Source organism: Chitinophaga sp. S165 (assembly GCF_003182155.1).
Classification (GTDB): Bacteria; Bacteroidota; Bacteroidia; order Chitinophagales; family Chitinophagaceae; genus Chitinophaga.
The window spans coordinates 243,140-264,790 of the sequence record NZ_QGTG01000003.1 but is presented as its reverse complement, the minus strand read 5'-3'; the positions used below and the strand labels follow the sequence as shown (position 1 = coordinate 264,790).

14 protein-coding genes are annotated in these 21,651 nt (G+C 47.7%); 2 read left to right on the top strand and 12 right to left on the bottom strand.

From position 1 onward, the window contains the following. Positions 1–26: 26 nt before the first annotated feature. The 6 genes from C7475_RS15520 to C7475_RS15495 form a co-directional block, all read right to left on the bottom strand. Entirely contained in the window at positions 27–1,250 is a 1,224-nt protein-coding gene (locus C7475_RS15520; protein WP_110054304.1) for a FecR domain-containing protein, read from the bottom strand. Positions 1,251–1,302: 52 nt separating this feature from the next. Continuing rightward, positions 1,303–1,824 carry a sigma factor gene (locus tag C7475_RS15515; protein WP_110054303.1) on the bottom strand — a complete coding sequence of 174 codons (522 nt, stop codon included), beginning with the start codon at positions 1,822–1,824 and terminating at the stop codon, positions 1,303–1,305. Between the two features lie 138 nt (positions 1,825–1,962). Next, positions 1,963–2,343, bottom strand: a complete 381-nt coding sequence (locus C7475_RS15510; protein WP_110054302.1) for a response regulator — start codon at positions 2,341–2,343, stop codon at positions 1,963–1,965. Positions 2,344–2,372: 29 nt separating this feature from the next. Next, complete coding sequence (locus C7475_RS15505; RefSeq protein WP_233259867.1) at positions 2,373–5,972, bottom strand: response regulator; 3,600 nt, start codon at positions 5,970–5,972, stop codon at positions 2,373–2,375. A gap of 24 nt (positions 5,973–5,996) precedes the next feature. Further along, complete coding sequence (locus tag C7475_RS15500; RefSeq protein ID WP_110054300.1) at positions 5,997–6,692, bottom strand: basic secretory protein-like protein; 696 nt, start codon at positions 6,690–6,692, stop codon at positions 5,997–5,999. A 59-nt stretch (positions 6,693–6,751) separates the two neighbouring features. Then, entirely contained in the window at positions 6,752–8,173 is a 1,422-nt protein-coding gene (locus tag C7475_RS15495) for a DNA recombination protein RmuC (RefSeq protein ID WP_110054299.1), read from the bottom strand. A 301-nt stretch (positions 8,174–8,474) separates the two neighbouring features. Here C7475_RS15495 and C7475_RS15490 point away from each other — a divergent pair, with 301 nt between their 5' ends. Continuing rightward, on the top strand, positions 8,475–9,083 hold the full coding sequence (locus tag C7475_RS15490; RefSeq protein WP_110054298.1) for a porin family protein: 609 nt from the start codon (positions 8,475–8,477) through the stop codon (positions 9,081–9,083). Position 9,084: 1 nt separating this feature from the next. Here C7475_RS15490 and C7475_RS15485 read toward each other — a convergent pair whose 3' ends face one another. From C7475_RS15485 to C7475_RS15470, 4 genes are read right to left on the bottom strand one after another with little or no spacing between them, the layout of a single operon-like run. Then, on the bottom strand, positions 9,085–11,445 hold the full coding sequence (locus tag C7475_RS15485; protein ID WP_110054297.1) for a glycoside hydrolase family 127 protein: 2,361 nt from the start codon (positions 11,443–11,445) through the stop codon (positions 9,085–9,087). 10 nt (positions 11,446–11,455) lie between these two features. Next, a complete protein-coding gene (locus tag C7475_RS15480; RefSeq protein ID WP_110054296.1) occupies positions 11,456–13,156 on the bottom strand; it encodes a DUF885 family protein in 1,701 nt (566 codons plus the stop codon). Between the two features lie 8 nt (positions 13,157–13,164). Continuing rightward, positions 13,165–14,412, bottom strand: a complete 1,248-nt coding sequence (locus tag C7475_RS15475; RefSeq protein ID WP_110054295.1) for an FAD-binding oxidoreductase — start codon at positions 14,410–14,412, stop codon at positions 13,165–13,167. An 8-nt stretch (positions 14,413–14,420) separates the two neighbouring features. Further along, positions 14,421–15,422 (bottom strand): 4-hydroxyproline epimerase, encoded by a 1,002-nt coding sequence (locus C7475_RS15470; RefSeq protein WP_110054294.1) that lies wholly within the window; start codon positions 15,420–15,422, stop codon positions 14,421–14,423. A gap of 231 nt (positions 15,423–15,653) precedes the next feature. Here C7475_RS15470 and C7475_RS15465 point away from each other — a divergent pair, with 231 nt between their 5' ends. After that, positions 15,654–19,265, top strand: a complete 3,612-nt coding sequence (locus tag C7475_RS15465) for a PAS domain S-box protein (protein ID WP_110054293.1) — start codon at positions 15,654–15,656, stop codon at positions 19,263–19,265. On the opposite strand, the gene C7475_RS15460 is transcribed toward C7475_RS15465, so the two are convergent. Together C7475_RS15460 and C7475_RS15455 are read right to left on the bottom strand one after the other, a co-directional pair. Beyond that, positions 19,262–19,702, bottom strand: a complete 441-nt coding sequence (locus C7475_RS15460; protein WP_110054292.1) for a nucleoside deaminase — start codon at positions 19,700–19,702, stop codon at positions 19,262–19,264. The two genes, C7475_RS15465 and C7475_RS15460, sit on opposite strands and share 4 nt — an antisense overlap. Positions 19,703–19,835: 133 nt before the next feature. Continuing rightward, positions 19,836–21,269 carry a hypothetical protein gene (locus C7475_RS15455; RefSeq protein WP_110054291.1) on the bottom strand — a complete coding sequence of 478 codons (1,434 nt, stop codon included), beginning with the start codon at positions 21,267–21,269 and terminating at the stop codon, positions 19,836–19,838. Positions 21,270–21,651 lie beyond the last annotated feature (382 nt).

Below are 21,651 nucleotides of genomic sequence, written 5' to 3'. Positions count from 1 at the left end.
AGTTGGCTTTCTAACAAAATGTGGCTTTATTTTGATCTAAGATATATCTTATCATCCGTAATACGATAGGTTATACCGGATGTTTTATCAAGGCTTTCCAGGAAATCCGTCACAGGTTGGTTCCGCTCTATTACACCAGTGAGCATTTTATTGGCCAGCAGCGGATCTTCAAACAGTAATTGCTTTCCGTACCAATGAAAAAGTACGGCGTCCAGGGTTCCCAGCGGCTTATTATAATATGCATATTCTCCTTTACGCCACGCCAGTGTGATAGTTTCATCAAAATTGCTAAGTTGCTGGCTGTAACCTTTCCGGTAAACGGATTCCATTCCAGGTTTCAGGATAACACTTTCACTTTCTTTAGCGTCTGTCATAACGCTGCCGGATACCAGGGAAGTCACCACCAGGGAATCCGAATAAGCATTGATGTTGAACGAAGTACCTAATACTTTAACAGATGTTTCGGCCGTATGTACGATAAATGGCTGGCTTGCATTGGTGGCTATATCAAAATAGGCTTCCCCGTCAAGATAGACTTCCCGGGTTTTGCCATCGAATGAAAAAGGGAAGCGCAAACTTGAAAATGCGTTCAGATGGACAATAGACCCATCGGATAATACGACCTTGTAGTCTTTTCCGGTGGGTACAAAAAGCGTATTCCAGCCTTTCTGCAATTGCCCTGCAGTAAATGTAAGCGAGCCGGCTCCCGGGTGTAAGAGAGCGGCTTTTGTATGAATGTCCGTGCCAGCGTTGCCAGACAGCCGGATGGTATCTCCGTTATCCAGCAATAATTTCATATCTCCCCATACTGGAATTCCGTCCGTATGCAACGCCAGGGCATTATCATTATTAGTGGCGGATCTTCCTCCCAGCAACCAGTATCCGCTGGCAGCTATCAACAGGGTAACAGCGGCTGCCAGCCACCATTTGCTCCGTGGAGACTTTACGGTAGATATATCCTGCCTGCTGACCACCATTGTTTCTTTCCCTGTATTTGCTGACGGCTCAGGTCTCTTTTCCTGATCGGCATGTAACAGGGACAAAACACTGCTCCAGGCCCTTTCATTATGAAGATCGTTCATGAAATCGGGACCGGCTACATCACGCGCACCTTCCAGTTCCTCCAGGCAACGGCGCACGTTAGGATCCTCCCGGGCAGCCTGCTCAAGGTACTGGTTGTCTTCGTCGCTGATATCGCCACTCAACTTTTCCAGTATTAACTGAAAGATATGTTCCTCATTGTAACTCATGTGGGAAAAACATAGTTCTTACTCATTACGGGCTATAGGCTTTCGTTGGCAGTTATGGTCTTATCTCAAACATCAGGGCTTTCAGGACTGCTTTGCATGTGCTTTTCAATACCTTAATACCTTTTTTCAGTATAGACGATAAGTATTGCGGATATCTTTTGTCTGATAACATTGATAAACTGATACCTCCTCCATTTCTCTCCAACGTCAGCAGTCTCTTATATTGCGTCAGGAACCCGGGTAAAGGTAATACAACCTGCTGCATCAGTAAGAACCCCGGATCATTCGATAACCGGTTATTGGACTGCCCCTTCTTCAGAATATTTACACAACTGTTATGAACCATCCTGTAAAAATATCCTCCAACCGAATGTTCTATTTCCAAATATAACTTCTCCTCCCAAACCTGCACAAAAACGTGTCGCACCAGCTGTTCTGCTTCTTCCATGTTGTTCAACATCATACGCGCTTTTAAGCAGAGGGGCTTATAATATTTCATGAAGAAGTATTGATAAGCTTTTATCTCGCCGTCTCTAAGCGCAAAAAGCATTGCCGAATCATCCATGTGCCGCATACGAGTTGTTTTGGGATATGTGTTAACAGTTGTTAACGTAAATATCCGTTTTCCCGAAGCGCAAAAGCGTTAATTACATGTTAACACGTATATATTACACTTTCATTCACAGGTGGAAGATACTTAATATTTGGTTCATTACATATGGAATTCATTTTTCAGAAGATCCAGTAATACATCCTGGTCTATCGGCTTGGGCACATAGGCAGCCGCTCCTGCAGCCAGGCACTTTTCCTTGTCGCCCACCATTGCCTGTGCTGTTACGGCAATAACAGGAATATGGTCCAGGGAGGGGTTTTCCCTGAGCCGGGCAATCGCCTCATAACCATCCATTTCCGGCATCATCATATCCATGAGGACCACGCCGATATCAGATTGTTCGGTCAGCAATTGCAGACCGGTTTGCGCATCGGTCGCCGTCATACATTCAAAACCCTTCGCCTTCAACACCATGCGCAATGCATAGATATTCCTGTTATCGTCGTCAATGATCAGCACTTTTTTAGCGGAAGATCCCATCGCTTTATGTTCTTGGTCTTATTAAATGCTTAACTTCTGTTATTATCATACAGCCACACACGTAATAACGACACCAGCTGGTCTATATCCACCGGTTTGGAGATATAGTCCGACGCCCCAGCCTTAATACATTTCTCCCTGTCTCCCAGCATCGTTTTCGCCGTCACCGCCAGTATAGGCAGATACTTATGTTTAGGCGTATCCCTGATCAGTTTAATGGTCTCATAACCATCCATTTCCGGCATCATCATATCCATCAGCACAATATCCACCTTCGGATTATTTTCCAGCTGCTGGAACGCTTCCTTGCCATCCAGTGCCGATATGATATTCATTTTATGCTGTTCCAGCGCCTTCGTGAGGGAGAAGATGTTACGTACATCGTCATCCGCTATCAGCACCGTTTTGCCCTGCAATACTTCTTTCAGCGGCGCCTGTTGTTTACGGGCCGGTTTGTTGTCTGCTTTTTCCTCTACCAGGTGCAGGAACAACGCTACTTCATCCAGCATACGCTGATAGGAATGCGCCGTCTTGATCACAATGGAATCGGCATACTGACGGATGCGGTTCTCCTCGGCACGGGAAAGGTTCTTTCCTGTAAAGATGATGATCGGCAGATCTTCCAATCCCGGATTACTCTTCACGGTTTCCAGTGTCTCATACGCATGCTGGTCGGGCACACCCATATCCAGGATCACACAATTCACGTCTTTCTTTTGCAAGGCCGTTACACTGCTGCCGATGTTACCGGTGATCTCCGTACTGACATGGAAGTTTTCCAGGAAGTAAGCCAGCGCCTGCGCATGTTTGGCATTCTCCTCTACGATCAGTACTTTCTTCGGGCTCCTGGTTAAAGCCTCTTCCAATTGCTGAAAGATCCTCGGCATCTGGTCAAGTGCCAGCGGCTTATTGATAAAGTCTACCGCTCCCTTTTGCAAGCTTTCGCGCTTCGCTTCCAGCGAAGAAATAATATGCACCGGAATAGGACGGGTTGCCGGATTCGATTTAAGCGCGTCCATCACCTGCCAGCCGCTCTGCACCGGCAATACAATATCCAGCAGGATCGCCACCGGTTTGTAACGCTGCGCCATTTCAATTCCCTGGTCGCCACGTACCGCTACTATTCCTTTGTAACCACGCTTACGTGTAAACTCAAGCAGCGTCGCCGCGTATTTTGTATCATCCTCCACAATGAGGATCACCTTATCATTTGCTTTCAGATCGTAGCGGTCGTCCGGGATCTCTTCCGGTATTTCCGTTGCTATATAATCATCGTTTTTGTCTCTTGATCTCAGTGCATCCTTCCACACTTCTTCCGCTTGTTGCTGAGTGGCCGGCGCAGCCTGTTCTTTTTCTTCCTGCGGTTGAACAGGGATCGTTACGATGAACTCACTACCATCTCCCGGCTCGCTCTCCAGACGGATCTCTCCCCCCAACAGTTTTGCCAGCTCCCGGCTAATGGACAATCCCAGTCCCGTTCCGCCATATTTACGCCTGGTAGAACCATCTGCCTGCTGAAAAGCTTCAAAGACGATCTGTTGTTTGTCTGCCGGTATACCTATACCCGTATCCTTCACGCTAAAGCGCACCATATCCGGCTGTTCAGGCACCGTTGCTACCTTCAGGGTCACCGATCCCCTCGCGGTGAATTTAAGGGCGTTGGATAACAGATTTTTGAGGATCTGTTCCAGCCGCATCTTATCCGTTTCTATCAATGCAGGCGCATCTGCCTGTATGTCCACATGTAACGCCAGGTCCTTTTCACGGGCAATGGGTGCGAATAAGCCCTCCATATCTGCACAGATCTCATGTACAGGCACGTGTGCAAACTCCAGGTCCATTTTGCCGGCTTCTATCTTGGAAAGGTCCAGGATCTCATCGATCAGGTTCAGCAACCCTTTGCCGGAGCTCTGGATCACCTGCGCCGATTCTACCTGGTCAGGGTTCAGGTTCTTATCATTGTTCTCCGCCATCAGCCTGCTGAGCAACAGGATAGAGTTCAGCGGCGTACGCAGTTCGTGCGACATATTCGCCAGGAACTCCGACTTATATTTCGTACTTACTTCCAGCTCTTCCGCCTTCTTCTGTATTTCCAGGTTACGTTCAACGATCACCTGGTTACGGTCTTCCAGCAGGCGGGAACGTTCTTCCAGTTCCTGGTTAGCCTGTTGCAATTCTTCCTGCTGTACGCGTAGTTCCTCTTCCGAAGCCTGGAGCTTCTGCGCCTGGGCTTCCAGCTCAGTATTGATGTTTTCCAGCTCACCATGCTGTACCTGCAACTCTTCCGATTGCGCTTGTGTCTCTTCCAGCAGTTCCTGTACCCTGCGACGGTTTTCTGACGTAGTAATGGCAATACCTACATTATGGCCTACGGCTTCCAGGAACGCCAGGTCGTTAGGAGTATATGGCACCAGGGAAGCGAATTCCATTACTCCTTTCACGTACCCTTCGTACAGTACAGGTACGGCTACAATATTGACCGGACGGATCTCTCCCGCCGCATAACTGATCGTAATGTGATCCGACGGAATATCTTTCAGCAACATGGTTTTGCCACTGGCGGCACACTGCCCTGCCAGTCCCTGTCCCACCCGGATCGTACGGCGGTTTTCAGCATGTACAAAGGCAAAACTGCCTGTCAGTTCCAGCGTATTATCGGCAGTAGCCAGATAGAGCACACCTACCTGACTGGACGTATATTCGGTAAGGAAATTAATAATGTGGCTGGTAAGGGTATTCACGTCCTTTTCGCCCACCATTCTGCTGTTCAGCCCTGCCACACCGGTCTGGTGCCAGTCCCTGTCGGCCAGCTGATTAAAGGACGTATCCAGGGATATGGCCATTTTGTTCAGTGAGAGGGACACAATGCCCAATCCGTCTTTCTCTTCATCATTCACACGAATACTATAGTCGCCCGCCGAGATCTTTTCAGCTATTCCCCTGATGATGTCTATACGCCTGCTGATCTCCCGGTCTTTATGCTCAAGTTCTCCCTGTAACTTTGTACGCTCATCATAATCGCGTTTCACACGGATATAGAAAACAGAAGTGATCAGCAAGGCTAACAATGCAGCTATCACGATAAGAATGGGCGTGTAACCCGCAATACGGTTCAGGTTCTGCGTACGGACCGACAGTAATTTCTTCTCGCGGTCTTCCATCCTGCCTACCAGTTCACGGGCATCCCTCATGATCGCACGTCCGCTTTGCAGGGTGTCAAAACTAATTGCCTGCCCCGTCTTCCGTGCAGTGATCGATTTCTCCAGTAAAGCCTGACGGCGTACCAGTAAGGATCGCAGCCTTTCTATTTCCTCCTGCTGTTCGGGATTGTCTCCTGTAAGTACCTTAATACTATTGATACTGGCGGCTATGCTATCAGCCGCGCCCAGGTAAGGTTCCAGGAAATCCTCATCTCCGGTAAGCAGATAACCCCGCTGGCCTGTTTCTGCATCTTTCATATAAGACAACGTGCTTTCCAGCTTGAGGATTACCGCATTGGTATGATCTACCCAATAAGCGCTTTGTAATAGATTACGGATACTAAAGAAGGAGGCAACGGAACTCACTACCAGTAATAACAGTGATAATCCAAATCCAATCAGCAGATTTCTTTTAAAAGTAGCTTTCATCCTCAATCGTTATCTTGTGATGTATCAGATAGCCGGATTAGCGGCATATTCATTCCATAGTTCTTCCAGTGTACTACCGGTCAGTTTTCTCCAGATCTCAGGTGTGTATTTTTTGCCACGCATTGCGGCATCCAGTTTCTTCACAAAATCTTTATTCTTGCTCTTTTCTACCCACACAAAGAAACGGGCGGTGATCCGATAGCTATTGGTATAGTGTTGCTTCGGGTTAAAAGCAGGTAAAGCCCATTTCGCGCCCGCATTATCTACACCAAAAACATACCGCACATAATCCGCAATACCTTCCGTTATCCATCCGGGTCCGGAACCATTAGGATACGCCTGTACGACGTGCATGGCCTCATGCGTAACCACATCTATATCACCGGGATGGGAACGGAACCAGGCCGGGTTGAAAACGATCACATCTCCGCTGGTAGCCGCCACACCGTCATAAGCAGGATCGATCACAAAACCTACTTTTTTAGCTGTCTTCCTGTTATACCGTGCAGCTTCCTGCGGATAGACCTTAAAAAAAGCTTCGATCAGCCGTCTTCCCACCGCTGTATCAAAATCGGCAGACTTATTCGTATACTCGAGCGTATAACCGTCCCGGGTGATCGTTTCCTGTTGCTGCTGTGCATACGTTAATGCCGGCAGCGTAAAAACGGACAGGCATAACATGCCCACAGTTCTTTTCAGACCTTTAATTGAGTAGACCATTAATTACGTGGTTGTTGTTCAAAACAATATAAATCAGGCACAAAATAATCAATATTGTTTCACTTAGTTCCCTCTTCTTCACCTGGCAGCAACTCGTCTATCTGCACGCCCAGCTGCCGTATACCCGTCTCCACTGGTTTTGTCTCCGGCAAAGTCTGCTTCAGCGCAGGGCCAAGATTGTACAATTTCCGTGCCTGTGGGATAAAGCGGCTTTCCATAGAAGCCACAGCATCATTATAATGACTAACAGCCATTTTCAGACTGCTTCCCATATTCGTGAAGTGTCTCACTAATACGTTAGTACGGTTATACAGCTCAATACCAGCATTCCTGATCTCCTCAATATTGGCTGCCACATGTAATTGCTGCCACACAAACCCTACCGTACGCAGTAAGGTGATCAGCGTGGTCGGCGTGGCAAATACTACCCGGTTACGAATACCTTCCTCTATCAATGCCGGTTCTGCCTGTAAGGCTGCCCCGAATGAAGATTCTATCTGCATGTACAGGATCACATAATCGGGCGAATCCTGCCACTGGCTCCAATATGCTTTGGCGCTGAGCTTCTTAAGGTGGTCCTTCACCGCTGCCGCGTGCTGGTTCAGTAATACCTTACGCTCTTCCTCGTCTTCTGTCTCAAACGCCCGCATATATGCGCTCAACGGCACTTTGGAATCTACCACGATCGTCTTCCCTTCCGGTAAACGGATGATCATATCAGGCCGCAGCACGCCTTCTTCCGAATTTACCGATACCTGTTCGCTGAAATCACAGTGTTCAGTCATGCCCGCAAACTCCACCACCCTGCGCAGGGCTATTTCTCCGTAACGGCCGCGTATGTGAGAGGTTTTCAGCGCGCTGACCAGACTATGGGTTTCCTTCTGCAGCTTTTCGGTACTTTGCTGTACGCCCAGGATGAATTGATTGATCTGACCATATTGCTGCTGGCGGTTACTTTCCAGCTGGCGCATATTTTCATCAAAACGGTGCAGGGTTTCGGACAATGGCTTCACCAGTGCATCAATAGCCTGCTGCCTTTTTTCCAGGTCGCCTTTTGCATCCGTCATCTGTGTTTCCAGGGTAGATTTTGCCAGGGCCACAAAAGAAGAATTGTTGTGCTTCAGTGCTTCGGCCGACAATGCATTAAAAGCATCCTTCAGCTTCTCGTTAGACTGGTCTATAAATTCCTGCTGTTCCCGCAGGCGGTTCTCCATTTCCCGGAAACGGGCCTCGCCGTTGCTTTCTATACGGATACTTTCCTCCTGCAATATCTGCAACCGGGTATTGAGTTCGTCTATAAGGGATTGTTTCACCTGCAGCTCCTGCCGTAAAGTACCGGCAGTCTGGTTAACGGCTGACAACTGTGTTTCCAGGATGGCATTGCCCGTCTTTAACTGGTGGCTTTTGCTGACAACCTTTATGACCGCTGCCAGGGCGGCACAAGCGATCAATGCGAAGATAATTACGATAAGATGGTCCATATTTGACCACAATGTTAATCCAAAACAATAATAATAAAATAAAAAAAGAAGGGAATTCCGTCCGGGGCAATAAAAGATATTTTTCAGCTTTTCGTCGATATTTACAGCTGTTCTGTCCTATTTGACGGCAGGCGGTTAAACCCCGACAGGGAAAGTATATCTAAACCCTGACAAACTTTTAATAGCATATTAATTATGATCTACCATGAATTCCGTATGTTTGCCCGCAAATTTTTTAGCCTGAATTGCGTGGCAACATACGTAATTCATTTTTGATCACTGTAATCGTCAAATAGTATCTATGAAAAAAGGATTATTACTGGCAGGAATATTAGCTGTTATGACCGGCACCGCAGCCAACGCACAACAACGTGTGAACTACGGGTTGAAGGCAGCTTTATTATTCTCCAAAATTAGCGGGGCAGGTCTGAAGGAAGGCTTTACTCCTGGATTCCAGGGTGGCGCATTCTTTGAGTTTAACCTGTCTAAAGACAAGAAATGGGGTGTCCAGCCGGAATTGCTTTTTACACAGACTTCAGCTAAAAAGTCAGCCGATTTCGCCAGCAAATATGTAACATACCACAACACCGACGCCAGGGACAAGGTAAAGATCAGCGCTGCTACTATTCCTTTACTGCTGCGTTATACACCTGTTAAGGCCGTTACGCTGAACCTCGGTGCACAGTATACTTACATGTACTTCATTGACGAGAACCTCCTGAAACAAAAAAGGGATGCGTTTAAGAAAAGCGATATAGGCGCTGTTGCAGGCGTACAGATAAATGTCGCTAACGTACGTTTCTTCGGCCGTTACGTTTTAGGTCTGACCAATATCAACGATATTCCGGCGCCTCAGAACGAATGGAAAACTCACCAGATCTCAATCGGAATGGGAGTAGCTTTCAGATAAGCTACTCTTTCATCATCCTGATCGTACCATATACCGGGCCTGCACTATTGTGTGGGCCCGCTTTCATTGTAACGGTAACCTGCTGTTTTCCTTTTGTCAGATTAGCCGGTATGGCATATACGATCTCATAGAATCTGCTCGCTTTATACTTATTGAGATCTTCTGTAGCGATCTTCTCTCCATCTACCAGGATATCGAATTTGCGATAACGGTTATCCATTCCCCAGTAATTGCACAACAATGAATTAGCGGCGTTCCCGTCTACTTTCATCGTGAACGACATAGCGCCTCCTTCTCCCGTAGCACGCCATTTACGGCCATGCTCCTCTCCGGTAGTGGCACTTTCACTGGTAAAATGATGGTCCCTCTCAGGCTGCATTTCCCCCATCCGTAACATGTCTACCGTACTGTTCTCGATCTGCTGTTGTCTTCTTTTTTCTGCGGCATACTTTTCCTGCTGCACCGCCCATGTCTGTGGCGTAAAGGCGTCCCAGTACACACTATAGTATTCCTTTTGTATGGTATTGAATGGCACCAGTGTTACGTCGTTAGGTTGCCCTGCTTGACGGGTATGGAATACCAGCGGCTTTTGCGCGTCAGCCTGCACCCAGGTGGAAGGGTCCTGCTTATCTGTTACCAGTACGGGAATTCCCGTTACCGGATCGGGTTCGGTATTGCCCAGCACTCCCGCCAATACTACAGGGCCATAGAACAATGCGACCCTTGAGGGATTGTCGGGCATTGCTTCGGTATAAATATTCATCGGCAGCGACAATACGACCTTATCACCATCTTTCCATGTACGGTCCAGCGTAATATAGCCGTCTGCTCCCGGTGTGACCGCTGACTGTACATCCCCGTTTACCGTCAGCTGCATTCCAGGCTGTACCCAACGCGGCTTACGCAGGCGCAACGGAAAACGGATAGCTTTCTTCGTGTTAATCGTAAATGCTATCTGGTCACTCGCAGGCAATGAAGAAGCCTGTTCCAGCGTAACTCCTTTCTGTTTCCAGTTAAGACGTGAAGGAATGAACAGGTTTACATACAGACTGCCGTCTGCCCCTTCGAAATAAATACTCTCCCCATACTTTACATGGTTCTCCATTCCCGAGCCTACACAACAGGTGAACGTATGGAAGGAATCACTGAATTCCTTACGGGTCCCCATTCTCAACGGTACGAAATAACACATCATACCATCCTGATGATTTTGCGAAGCCAGGATATGATTATAGAGCGCCCGCTCATAGAAGTCCATGTAATGCGCATCGGGCTGCAGGGAAAACAAATGCCTGGTCAGCTTCAGCATATTGTAGGTATTACAGGTCTCCATCGTATTGTCCGTGAGGAAGTCGTTCAGCTTGTCCTGCGGCCCCAGATACTCGTAGTTGCTGTTACCACCAGGCGCATAAGTATGATGTTTAGTTACCGTTTCCCAGAAGAAACCAGCTATCACACTGTCCCTTTTATCCTTTGTCAGTTCAAAACGGCGGATGCACCCAATTGCCTTAGGGACCTGTGTATTGGAATGTTTGCCTGGCAGCACGTCCAGCCGCTCTCCCAGCGAATCCAGTATACGCCTGTCATGGAAGCGCCAGGACATATCAAGATATTGTTTATCGGCCGTCAGCGCATATGTATTCACCAGTACTTCATTCATCCCGCCATATTCGCATAACAGCATTTTCTGCACCAGGGAATCCGGCAGATGGTTTACGATCGTGCCCGTCCAGTCGGCCATTTTCTTTTCGATGATCAGGGCCTGTTTATTATCGCAGTACAGGTAGGCGTCCAGCAGGCCTGCCATGATCTTGTGCACGGTATACCAGGGCGACCATGCGCCGTTCAGGTCAAATCCGCGGGAGCGGATCTTACCGGCAGCCACCTGTGTCCACATGGTATCTTCTCCCGGAATGGCGCCCAGGTAACCCGTCTTACGACTCACCTGGCATTCCTGCAGTTCACCAACGATGTAATTCACCCTGTCCAGGAAACGTTTGTCGCCCGTAGCCGCATATTGCATAGCACAGGCTGACAGATAGTGTCCCAGCGTATGACCAGCCAGTCCGGAAGACTCCCATCCGCCATAACGCTTTCCTTTTGCCTTCAACCCGGCATGTTCCCTGAAATCCGCCAGCAACCTGTCTGGCTCTACTACCAGCAGATAACGCATATCGGCTTCCATCGCCTCTCTAAAAGGCCCTGCCGTTACTGTTACGTCCTGCAGGTCGAACGTATAGGCATTCAATGGCACACGGGTCGCTATCTTCATCTTTCCCTTTTCCCTACCCGGTGAATAGGATTGCGCTACCGCGGATAGCTGTACAGCCAGTAAAGCCGATAAAATGAATATCTTTCTCATCTCGTGAAATTTAGAACTTGTAAAAATGCCAATCAGCTTTAAAGTCCTTTCCGATCATTTTGTTGGTCAGGATCGCCCGCACCATTTCCACCGGTAATGAGTTTTCTTTCATCACGGCATCGTGGTACTGTTGGTAAGTCATTTTCCCGCCGTCTACCAGCTCTTTTTTCAGCGCCATGAACTGCAGACCGCCAATCATATAGGCAACCTGGTATAAGGGGCTGTAATCGCCTTTAAATGAGCGGCGCACTTCACCCGCCGCATTGGCCCTTTCATGCCCTACCCTGTCCACCAGGAAATCAATACATTGCTGGGGCGTCCATTTACCCAGGTGATAGTTCAGGGAAAAGATAATGCGCGCACACCGGTGCATACGCCAGAACAACATACCGACGCGGTCTTCGGGCGACTGTGGGAATTTCAGGTCCCATAACAGCATTTCCCAGTATAGCGACCAGCCTTCTATCCAGAACGGCGTATCGAAGTTGCGGTAGGTCCTGTATCGGTTATTCATGAACTGCTCCAGCGCATGCCCTGCAAACAGCTCATGGTGTACGGTAGCCCTGGAAAAGTGCGGATTGTTCCCTCGCATGCTCATCAGCTTATCGCCTTCTTCCATATCGTTGGTAGGATAGGAAATACTTAGCACCTCGCCTCCTGTAAAGAACGGATTGACCAGCTGCCGTTCGGGCGTCATCATGATCATCCTCCAGGTCTCTTCCGCCAGTGGCGGTATCGTGATCAGCTTTTTCGTTTTCAGGAAGGACATCGACTCGTTATACAGTTTCATGATCGCATCCGGCTGTTCACCTGCAGGTACATAGGTGTTCTTTACTTTCTCCAACGCTTTGTGCCAGTCCTTACCGAAGCCCATTTCCTCACTCGCTTTTAACATTTCTGCATCGCAGAAGGCAAATTCTTTATTCGCGATGGCGATGAGTTCCTCGGGAGAATAAGGAATCAGCTCATTCTGTAACTGCCGCTCCAGTTCCTCTTTACCAATAGGATATCCGCGGATGCCACTGCCATCATCTTTTGTTCCCGGCATGGTCTTTATCTTTAGTTCCCATATGTTCCCATATGCTTTCAGCACACTATCCAGTTGTTTGTAAGGCGAGGGAAGCCACCAGGAAAACTGCGGATCATATTCGTTATAGAAATTGTATACGCTATGGATTGCTTCTTGTAATCCTTTGGTAATACCGGCTCCTCTGCGCAGCAGATAAATATTGAGACCAGTAGCCTTCGTATTCAGGTCCCATGCCTTATCCTGCAAAGCCACAGATATATCCCGGAAAGCGGCGGCCAATGCCTGTGCGTCCTGTTTGGTACCTCTCCTCCTCAATTTCTCCGCTGCATATATTTTATCGGCCAGCGGGAACCAGGCCGTTAGCTGCTTACATTGTTCTGCCTGTTCATCCAGTGCCCGTACTTCTTCCTGTAATTTTCTCCTGAACAGCACATAGTCTACTCGTTCTTCTACGTTCAGCTTATCAAAGTTGAAAGCGCTCAGTTGTTGCAGGTAGTCTGTGTTGAAAGCCTTCAGTCTTTCCGTTCTTTCCGGAGAATTCTCTATCCTATAGAACCGCATCAGGCTTCCTTTGTCGGCTTCATAATGCGATAACAGTACTGTGATGTCTTTCTCCTGTGCAACGGCGACACCAGCGCTCATGCACCATCCTGTTAACAGGCAGTAAATAAGTCTTTTCATAAGTACGTTTAACTGAATCTGTCTACTTTAAAAGGCGTGATATCCATGGAAGTGGAAACACCGGCCACCAGTTCGCTGACCAGCTTACCCGTAGCGGCTCCCAGGCTGATACCGAGCATGGAATGTCCTGTTGCCACGGTCACATTCGGGTAACGTTGCAAGGTACCGATATGAGGCAGCCCATCTGCACTGCAGGGGCGGTAACCATACCATACTTTCTCCGGCGCGGGTAACGGAATATCATATGCCGGAAAATATCTTTTGACGGAAGCCAGGATGCCTTCGACTCTTTGCATGCGTGGCGGAGTATTGAGGCCTGTAATCTCCATTGTTCCGCCGAAACGGATCTTATTCCCGTTCATTGGCGAAATAGCTACCCGCGCTTCACTCAGGATCACGGAATGCCTTACTTTGTAAGGGGCGTCTTCGAATGTAACGGAGTAGCCTCTGCCTCCTACCATCGGGATGTTCAGTTGCAAGTGCCTGGCCAGTTCGCGGCTCCATACGCCGGCAGCTACTACCACATGATCGGCAGTATGAAAACCGGTATTCGTTTTAATACCTTTCACCCGGTTCCCTTCGGTTATAAATCCTGTTACTTCCTGGTTACTCTCAAACCGCACACCGCGCTGCCGCAGGTAATGCAGCAGGCTTTGCATCAGCTGGTTGGGATACAACTGTGCGTCTCCGGGGAAATATATCGCTCCCAGTGCTTTGATCGCGGTATCGGGCTCCATCTGCTGCAGCGTTTGCGGATCTATCAACCGGGCTTTCAGTCCCAGTGCATGTGCATCTTTTACAGTCTGCTCTGCATGGTGCGCATTTTCTTCTGTGTTAAACAATTCCAGCATACCTTGCGGATCGTAGGAAAAATCAAGACCGGGAACACGGGCCCATTCTTCATATAACTGTTTACTCAATAGTGCAATATCTCTCAATGGAACGGCCGACCGCTCTACGTGCAACTTTGTAGCGCTTTTCATAAATTGCCAGCCCCAGTTAATGATGCTGCTGTTCAGGCTTGGCCTGATGTAAAACGGGCTTTTCGGATCAAGCATCCATTTCAGTCCCTGCCTTACAATTCCAGGCGTTGCCAGTGGTACGAAATGACTGGGACAAACATATCCTGCATTGCCGTACGAACAGCCCTGCTGCATATCCGTTCTGTCTATCACCGTTACTGCATAACCCGCCTGTTGCAGGTAAAATGCGCTGCTTAAGCCTATAATACCTCCGCCTATAATGATTACTTCCATATCGTAGTTTAAATCACCTGTAATCCATATGCATACGGATCATCCCCCGGGTCTATCGTGATCGTGTTATATCCATAGATCCTGGCCCAGCCCTCGATACCGGGACGTATTGCCGGTACTCCGCCCACAGTAGTTTCTTCTTCTATGGTACCAATAAAACGGGAGCCGATGATGCTTTCATGAATGAACAGGTCGCCCTTTTTTAACTTGCCTTTAGCGTACCATTGGGCCATGCGGGCCGAAGTACCTGTTCCGCAGGGAGAACGGTCAATGGCCTTGTCGCCGTAAAACACTGCGTTGCGTGCTGTTGAAGACGGGTCCATCACAGCACCTGTCCACAGTACATGAGAGCATCCGTTTATATGGGGATTGCCGGGGTGTATGAAAGTATGTTTTTCATTGATACGTTTGCGTAGCTCCCGTGCCCAGCCGATCAACTGAGAGGCGGTGTAATGTTCCAGACCGGGGAAATTCTCCTGAACATCTACAATAGCATAATAATTTCCGCCGTAGGAAACGTCTATTTTCAGCGGTCCCAGATCAGGGCATTCCACAACGAGATCGGTTGCAGCGAGATAGGAAGCCACATTGGTGAGCTTAACGCTTTTTACCTTGCGGCCTTCCTGTTTATATTCGATGAGCACAAGCCCTGCCGGTGCTTCCATCCTTACAATGCCGGGCGTCTTTGGCGTGATCAGTCCTTCTTCAATTGCAATAGTGATCGTACCGATAGTACCATGGCCACACATGGGCAGGCAACCGCTGGTTTCAATGAACAGTACGGCAACATCATTAGCCGGATCATGCGGCGGATAAAGGATACTGCCGCTCATCATATCATGGCCCCGCGGTTCGAACATCAGCCCTGTTCTGATCCAGTCATATTCCTTCAGGAAATGGTTCCGTTTATCGCTCATGTTATTACCATACAGTACGGGCCCGCCACCGGCTACAAGCCTTACCGGGTTACCACAGGTGTGTGCGTCTATGCAAAAGAATGTTTTCTTCACGAGTTCCTTATTCTGTTAGATAAAAGACATTGGTTGATCTGCTTTTTCAAAAATACCGGTTGAGTGCGAATGGGATATTACAGGTTTTGACCAATGGTATGCAGAAATTAACATAAATAAGTAAATATCCGGTAACAGATGACTAATTTCAGTCACCCAACTCATCCTTTTTTACTGAAAATCAATACGTATTGATTATCTGATTAAATTGCAGGCATACTTCCATGTCGTATGAATGAAACCGCTGCCCCCCAAAACGAGAAGGCGAGGCTAAGAGCTCTCAAGGAATACGGGCTGCTGCAATTAAATCCGCAACCGGCCCTGGACCAGTTCACAGAACTGTCAACCTTCAGCTGCCATTTCCCTTACACTGTTATAGCGATCGCAGGAGAGGAAAAACAATTGATCGTGTCTTCCACCGTTATACCCGGGGTACACGAAACAACTATGGACTGGGGCTTTCTTCAAATGATCATGGAGAAGCAAACCCTCACGGCAGTGACTGATACACTGGCCGACCCGGCTGTGAGTAACAACAAAGCAGTTATAAACGCACCTCATATCCGTTCATTTGCCGGATTTCCACTCATTGACCACCGGGGGTTTGTGCTGGGCGCACTTTGCGTCATGAGCCCTGAACCGGACACGCTTAGTCCTGCGGAACAGCAGGCCCTGACCATTATCGCACGGAAGATAGTTGAAGCTATCGAAGCGGAAAGACTAAAGGAAGAGATCAGTTACTACGAAAAGCTATTCCATTTATCCGAGGGACTTGTATGTGTCGGTTCCTTTTCCGGCAGACTAAGAAGGGTCAATGAAACATTCGCCACCTTACTTGGCTGGGACGAACAGGAACTGCAAACAACTTCTGTACTCGATCTCGTACACCCCGACGATCTCGAAAATACCAGCCGTGAACTGGAGAACCTTCGTTCAGGCCGGTCTTCGATCAATTTCTACAACCGTTTCAGAACGAAGGATGGCGATTACAGATACATTCAATGGATAGCTACACCCGAACCGCATACGGGCAATATCTTCGCCATAGGCAGGGATATTACACGCGAAAAGATCAAGGAGCAGGAACTGATAGATAGTGAGAACGGCGCCCGTACTTTTTTCGAGAACTCGCTGGGCATGATGTGCAAACATGATCTGAACGGGAACCTTACATATGTGAATAAGGCCAGTGCAGACAGTGTTGGTTACAGCATCCCGGAACTTATGAATATGAGCCTGTACCAACTCATCCCATCCGAGTACCATAACGATCTTGATCAGTATCTTGCCAGGATCCGGATGCAGGGAAAAGTGACCGGTTTGATGCACACACAGCATAAAAATGGTAACATCCGTATCTGGTTGTTCAACAACATCCTGGTCAACGAGATCCAGGGTAATACCTACGTGATTGGCAATGCAGTGGATATTACCGAAAGACATGAACTAGAGATTGATCTGAAGCGCACGAAAGAAATGCTGGAACGCACTAACCAGGTAGCACGGATAGGCGGATGGGAATTTGATATTGTCAAAAATGAAGTGTACTGGTCTAGCGTCACCTGCGAGCTCCATGAAGTAGGGCCTGACTTCAAACCTACACCGGAAAATACCATGGGCTTCTATGTCGGGGAATACCGGCAGCAACTGGACGCTGTTATTGATCATGCTGTCCGTACCGGTACACCCTGGCAACTTGAGCTACAAATTATGACAGCCAAAGGCCGCAGGCTCTGGGTACGTTCAATAGGTCATGCCGCCTTTGAAAATGGCGTTTGCAAAAGACTGTTCGGCACCTTCCAGGATATCAACGAAAGGAAGAAAGCGACCGTAGCCATCCAACAGTCCAGGAAGTTACTGGAAGATGTGTTGCAGGCTGCTTCAGAGGTCAGTATCATTGCTACCGATCATAAGGGCATGATCACACTCTTTAACAAGGGTGCAGAAAAGTTATTGCGATATGACGAATCAGAACTTACCGGCAAACAATCCTGGGAAATCTTCCATGTACCGGAAGAAATAGCTGCAAGAGGTAAGGAATTGACGGAGTTGTATAATACGCCTATCGACGGATTTCGTGTTTTTGCACACATCCCTGAACTGGAAGGATCTGAACTGCGGGAATGGACATATGTAAAAAAAGACGGTACAGCGCTCACTGTAGCTATGGTAGTAACGCCTATACGCGACAACCAGGCCATTACCGGATACCTGGGCATTGCTACTGATATCACGAAAAGAAAGAGGGCTGAAAAAGAGCTACAGGAAGCCAAATTACAAGCCGAGTATGCCAGTAAAGCTAAATCGGAATTCCTGGCCAATATGAGCCATGAAATACGCACCCCGTTGAACGGTGTGATCGGCTTTACAGACCTGCTGATGAAAACAGGCCTTAACGAAACACAGCAGCAATATGCATCTATCGTCAATCAGTCGGGCAACTCGCTATTGAGCATCATTAATGATATTCTTGACTTCTCCAAGATAGAAGCGGGTAAGATAGAACTGGACATCAGCAAATGCGATCTTTATGAGTTCAGCAGCCAGGCCAGCGATATATTGAGCCTTCAGGCACAGCAGAAAGGTGTTGAAATGTTGCTGAACGTTTCAACAGACCTTCCACGGTTTATGTGGGCGGATGTAGTGCGGCTTAAACAGATCCTCCTGAACCTGCTCAGCAACGCCGTAAAATTCACTGACCATGGAGAAATAGAACTGGAGATCAGACCGACAGGTCAGCAGCAGGAAGGGATGACGACGATACACTTCCAGGTAAGGGATACAGGTATCGGGATCCATAAGAGCAAACAGCAGAAGATCTTCGAAGCATTCCTGCAAGAGGATATTTCCACTACCAAAAGATATGGCGGTACGGGGCTGGGGCTCAGCATCTCCAATAAGTTACTGGCACTTATGGGCAGTCAGCTGCACCTGGAAAGTGCTCCCGGGAAAGGCAGTACGTTCTTTTTTGAAATAACCGTAAAAACAGAAGACGGCGCTCCCATTGCATGGGAAAATATCGACCTTGTCAAAAATGTGCTGATTGTAGACGATAACCAACATAACCGCACCATTCTCAAAAGAATGCTTCAGATGAAGGGCATCCATTCTGACGAGGCGGCGAATGGCGTTGAGGCTTTCCAGTTCCTCATGACTAAACAGGGCTACGATGTGATCTTGATGGATTATCACATGCCTTTCATGGACGGTCTGGAAACCATCAGGAAGATCAGGACCAACTTTGATGAACTGGATAAAGAGCCTGCCATCATCCTGCTGCACAGTTCTGCGGATGATGAAAAGATCATCAGGGCATGTGAGGAATTACACGTCAATCAGCGTCTGCTAAAACCCATTAAGATACAGGAAATGTACCATGCCCTATCCCATTTGTTCATCAAGAATGCGGCGGAAGCAAGCCGTTCCGAAAGCCGTGACCACAAGAGGATCAAAGCTAGTATCAGGATCCTGATCGCGGAAGATAATCCCATTAATATGCTGCTGGCCAGTACCATCATCCGGAAGATCGCTCCGGCCGCCCAGATCATTGAAGCAAAGAATGGTAAGGAAGCTGTTGAAAGCAGCACACAGCAACTGCCTGATATTGTTTTCATGGACATCCAGATGCCTATCATCAATGGTTATGAGGCCACAAGACTGATCCGAGAGATCAGTCCCCATATCCACATTCCTATTATTGCCCTAACTGCCGGGAATGTAAAAGGAGAAAGGGAAAAGTGTATATCCGCGGGTATGGACGATTTTGTTACCAAACCCTTTATAGAGAATAGTCTTATTGCAGTATTCGAAAAATGGCTGACCTGGAGGTCGGTCAACGCCTAATCATGGAGCGCCCTGCACTCCGCTTCCAATACCCCTGTAATAAGCTGTGGCGGTGTGCCCCATTTTGTGATACCGGTATCCCTTAGCAGCGGATAAGCTGAACTGGCGCCCCCTATATCTCCGGTGGTCAGTCCCATAATGATCGTAGGTATCCTGTGATGCCGGATAACATAGGCGCACATGATACAGGGCTCATGGGTAGTGTACATCACACAGTCCGACAGGTCCGAAGTATTCAGCAAAGTTCTCGCTTCGCGGATAGCCTCTATCTCCGCATGGTAGGTGATATCTTTATGGGCCTTTCCTCCTTCTATCCCCCTGGCAATGATCTCCCCCTTTCTCACGAGAATGGACCCTACCGGGCTGTCGCCACGTTCTTTAGCGATCCTGGCGAGAGCCAGACACTCTCTCATAAAATATTCATTATCAACAGCCATTGATATTCATTTAGATAAATACGAAGGTACGCCTTTGACCTGGTACGCATATGGATTCAATACAAGCTATATCGTACATGCCTGTAATGACGACGTAATATGCCTGTACGATATAGCTTTAATGCCGGTCAGATTATTTTATCAGGCTATTAAAGGGTACTCCTATTTTAAGCCTGGCTCCGAAATACTCCCATACGTTCACTTCGGTAGGACAGTCCATTAAACCTACTTCGAGGCCTACTGATCCTTTGCTCACCGCTTCTTTGGTCAATACTCGGAAGACTGGTCCGGTGGCTAGGGTGAATACCGACTGATACATTTTGTGAGAGATACCCTCGGGCAGCGAGAGAGGTATCCTGGCAGCAACCCGTGCGTCGATACCCACCTGTTTTTTACCCAGGAAGAAGAAGCTCATGTATCCATTAGGTTCAAATGTCTTGATGTCTGCCTTTAAGCTGTTATAGGGCGCCACCAAGGTCTGGTTTTTATTGTATACGTTCAGATCGCCAGTCAGGGTGTCCAGTCTTACACCCGGTTTGCTGAACAGTGGATGGTCGAGGTAGTTACGTAATCCGAAGTCGACACCGGCCTTTCCGTAAAACAGGATCCTCTTCCTTGACCTCATATAATTGTAGTTGAAGCCTATTATCAACTTAGCCAGGTTCCTCGATCTATAGAGGTCTTTCTTTGCCAGCGAATCGGTGTTAAGGCTGATATTATTATTCGACAAAGCTACGCTTGTGCCTATCCAATGCAGGGCATACCCTACGAAAGTGGTTGTTTTCTTTTCGTATTCACTTAGACGGAGTTCCAATACATCTTCATAAAAAGACAGATTGTTGATAGACTTTACCTTCGGTACAATCTTTTTGTATTCTGCTATCTTCGCTAAACGATCTTTCCTTAAGCTATCTACGCTTTTATAATCAGTATTGTCCGTCAGGATGTCGTTAACCAGTATATTGTCCAGTAATTTATTGCAGCTGTCTATTTCTACGCGGAATCTTGCCGTGTCATACCTGACAACCTTGTTATACTCTCTCACATACTTCGCAATTTCCTGTTTGTGTGCAGCCTTCAATCTGGCACCGGTAGAATCATCAAACCGCTGCGATTTCTTAAAGACCTTCGTCAGGCCCAGATTAATACCCGCTTCAGAGTTCCAGCTGCCGCCGGTATAAATGCCAAATACCCCTTCACTGCTTTTGGAGAAAGCCCCGATGTTTCCTAACCATCTGTGGTTCTTCGACAGGAAACTGGTATAGTTGACATTAACCGTTCCCTTATCCTTATCTTGTACCAAACTGGCCGCAGCAGTGTTTTGGGTAAGTTCATTACTACCTACAAAAACGTTGCTCAGGATCGGAACAAATAAGGTGTCAAATGCCGGCCAGGTAACGATCTTTACAGGACCATCCTTCTTATTATAGACAAATTTACTATCCAGTTTCCTGGCTGAACTGATGTAGTTGTTGATAATTGTGTCCTGGGTTGTCGCAGTTTGCGCTTTGCCTGAAATAGCATACAATGAAATTACAAGGCTAATTGGGATAATCTTCTTTATCATTCGTTATAGGTTGATGTACTGAGGCTTTAAACAAGGCGGCAAGATATAAAAGGATTTTTTTAGGAGGGAGAAAAGTTTGTGTTAATATTTGGGCCTGTGCTTTTCAGGAAGCACAAAATGGTCTGTGTTTCTTTGGTTGGATTTCTATTAAGCTTTTTCAATCGTATCGGCTTTGGAATATTTTACTAGCGGTATCAAGCGTGTGTCAAAGAAACGAAGGCCCATTTTTGTGCTTCCTGAACCGCAGGCCTGAAAATATTCAAGGCGGGGATGGTTATGGGCTTCAAACTGTTTTCATGGTTGGCTATTCTTTTCGGGGTTAATTCTTTTCATTGTGATCCTTCTTTGGTATCTAGACTGCGGCAAAAACGGCATAATTGGC

Coding starts and splice junctions, on each gene's coding strand:
- C7475_RS15500 (WP_110054300.1), bottom strand. CDS start 6,692: ATGGTCTACTCAATTAAAGGTCTGAAAAGAACTGTGGGCATGTTATGC.
- C7475_RS15455 (WP_110054291.1), bottom strand. CDS start 21,269: ATGATAAAGAAGATTATCCCAATTAGCCTTGTAATTTCATTGTATGCT.
- C7475_RS15460 (WP_110054292.1), bottom strand. CDS start 19,702: ATGGCTGTTGATAATGAATATTTTATGAGAGAGTGTCTGGCTCTCGCC.
- C7475_RS15520 (WP_110054304.1), bottom strand. CDS start 1,250: ATGAGTTACAATGAGGAACATATCTTTCAGTTAATACTGGAAAAGTTG.
- C7475_RS15505 (WP_233259867.1), bottom strand. CDS start 5,972: ATGAAAGCTACTTTTAAAAGAAATCTGCTGATTGGATTTGGATTATCA.
- C7475_RS15485 (WP_110054297.1), bottom strand. CDS start 11,445: ATGAGAAAGATATTCATTTTATCGGCTTTACTGGCTGTACAGCTATCC.
- C7475_RS15515 (WP_110054303.1), bottom strand. CDS start 1,824: ATGCGGCACATGGATGATTCGGCAATGCTTTTTGCGCTTAGAGACGGC.
- C7475_RS15495 (WP_110054299.1), bottom strand. CDS start 8,173: ATGGACCATCTTATCGTAATTATCTTCGCATTGATCGCTTGTGCCGCC.
- C7475_RS15465 (WP_110054293.1), top strand. CDS start 15,654: ATGAATGAAACCGCTGCCCCCCAAAACGAGAAGGCGAGGCTAAGAGCT.
- C7475_RS15510 (WP_110054302.1), bottom strand. CDS start 2,343: ATGGGATCTTCCGCTAAAAAAGTGCTGATCATTGACGACGATAACAGG.
- C7475_RS15490 (WP_110054298.1), top strand. CDS start 8,475: ATGAAAAAAGGATTATTACTGGCAGGAATATTAGCTGTTATGACCGGC.
- C7475_RS15480 (WP_110054296.1), bottom strand. CDS start 13,156: ATGAAAAGACTTATTTACTGCCTGTTAACAGGATGGTGCATGAGCGCT.
- C7475_RS15475 (WP_110054295.1), bottom strand. CDS start 14,412: ATGGAAGTAATCATTATAGGCGGAGGTATTATAGGCTTAAGCAGCGCA.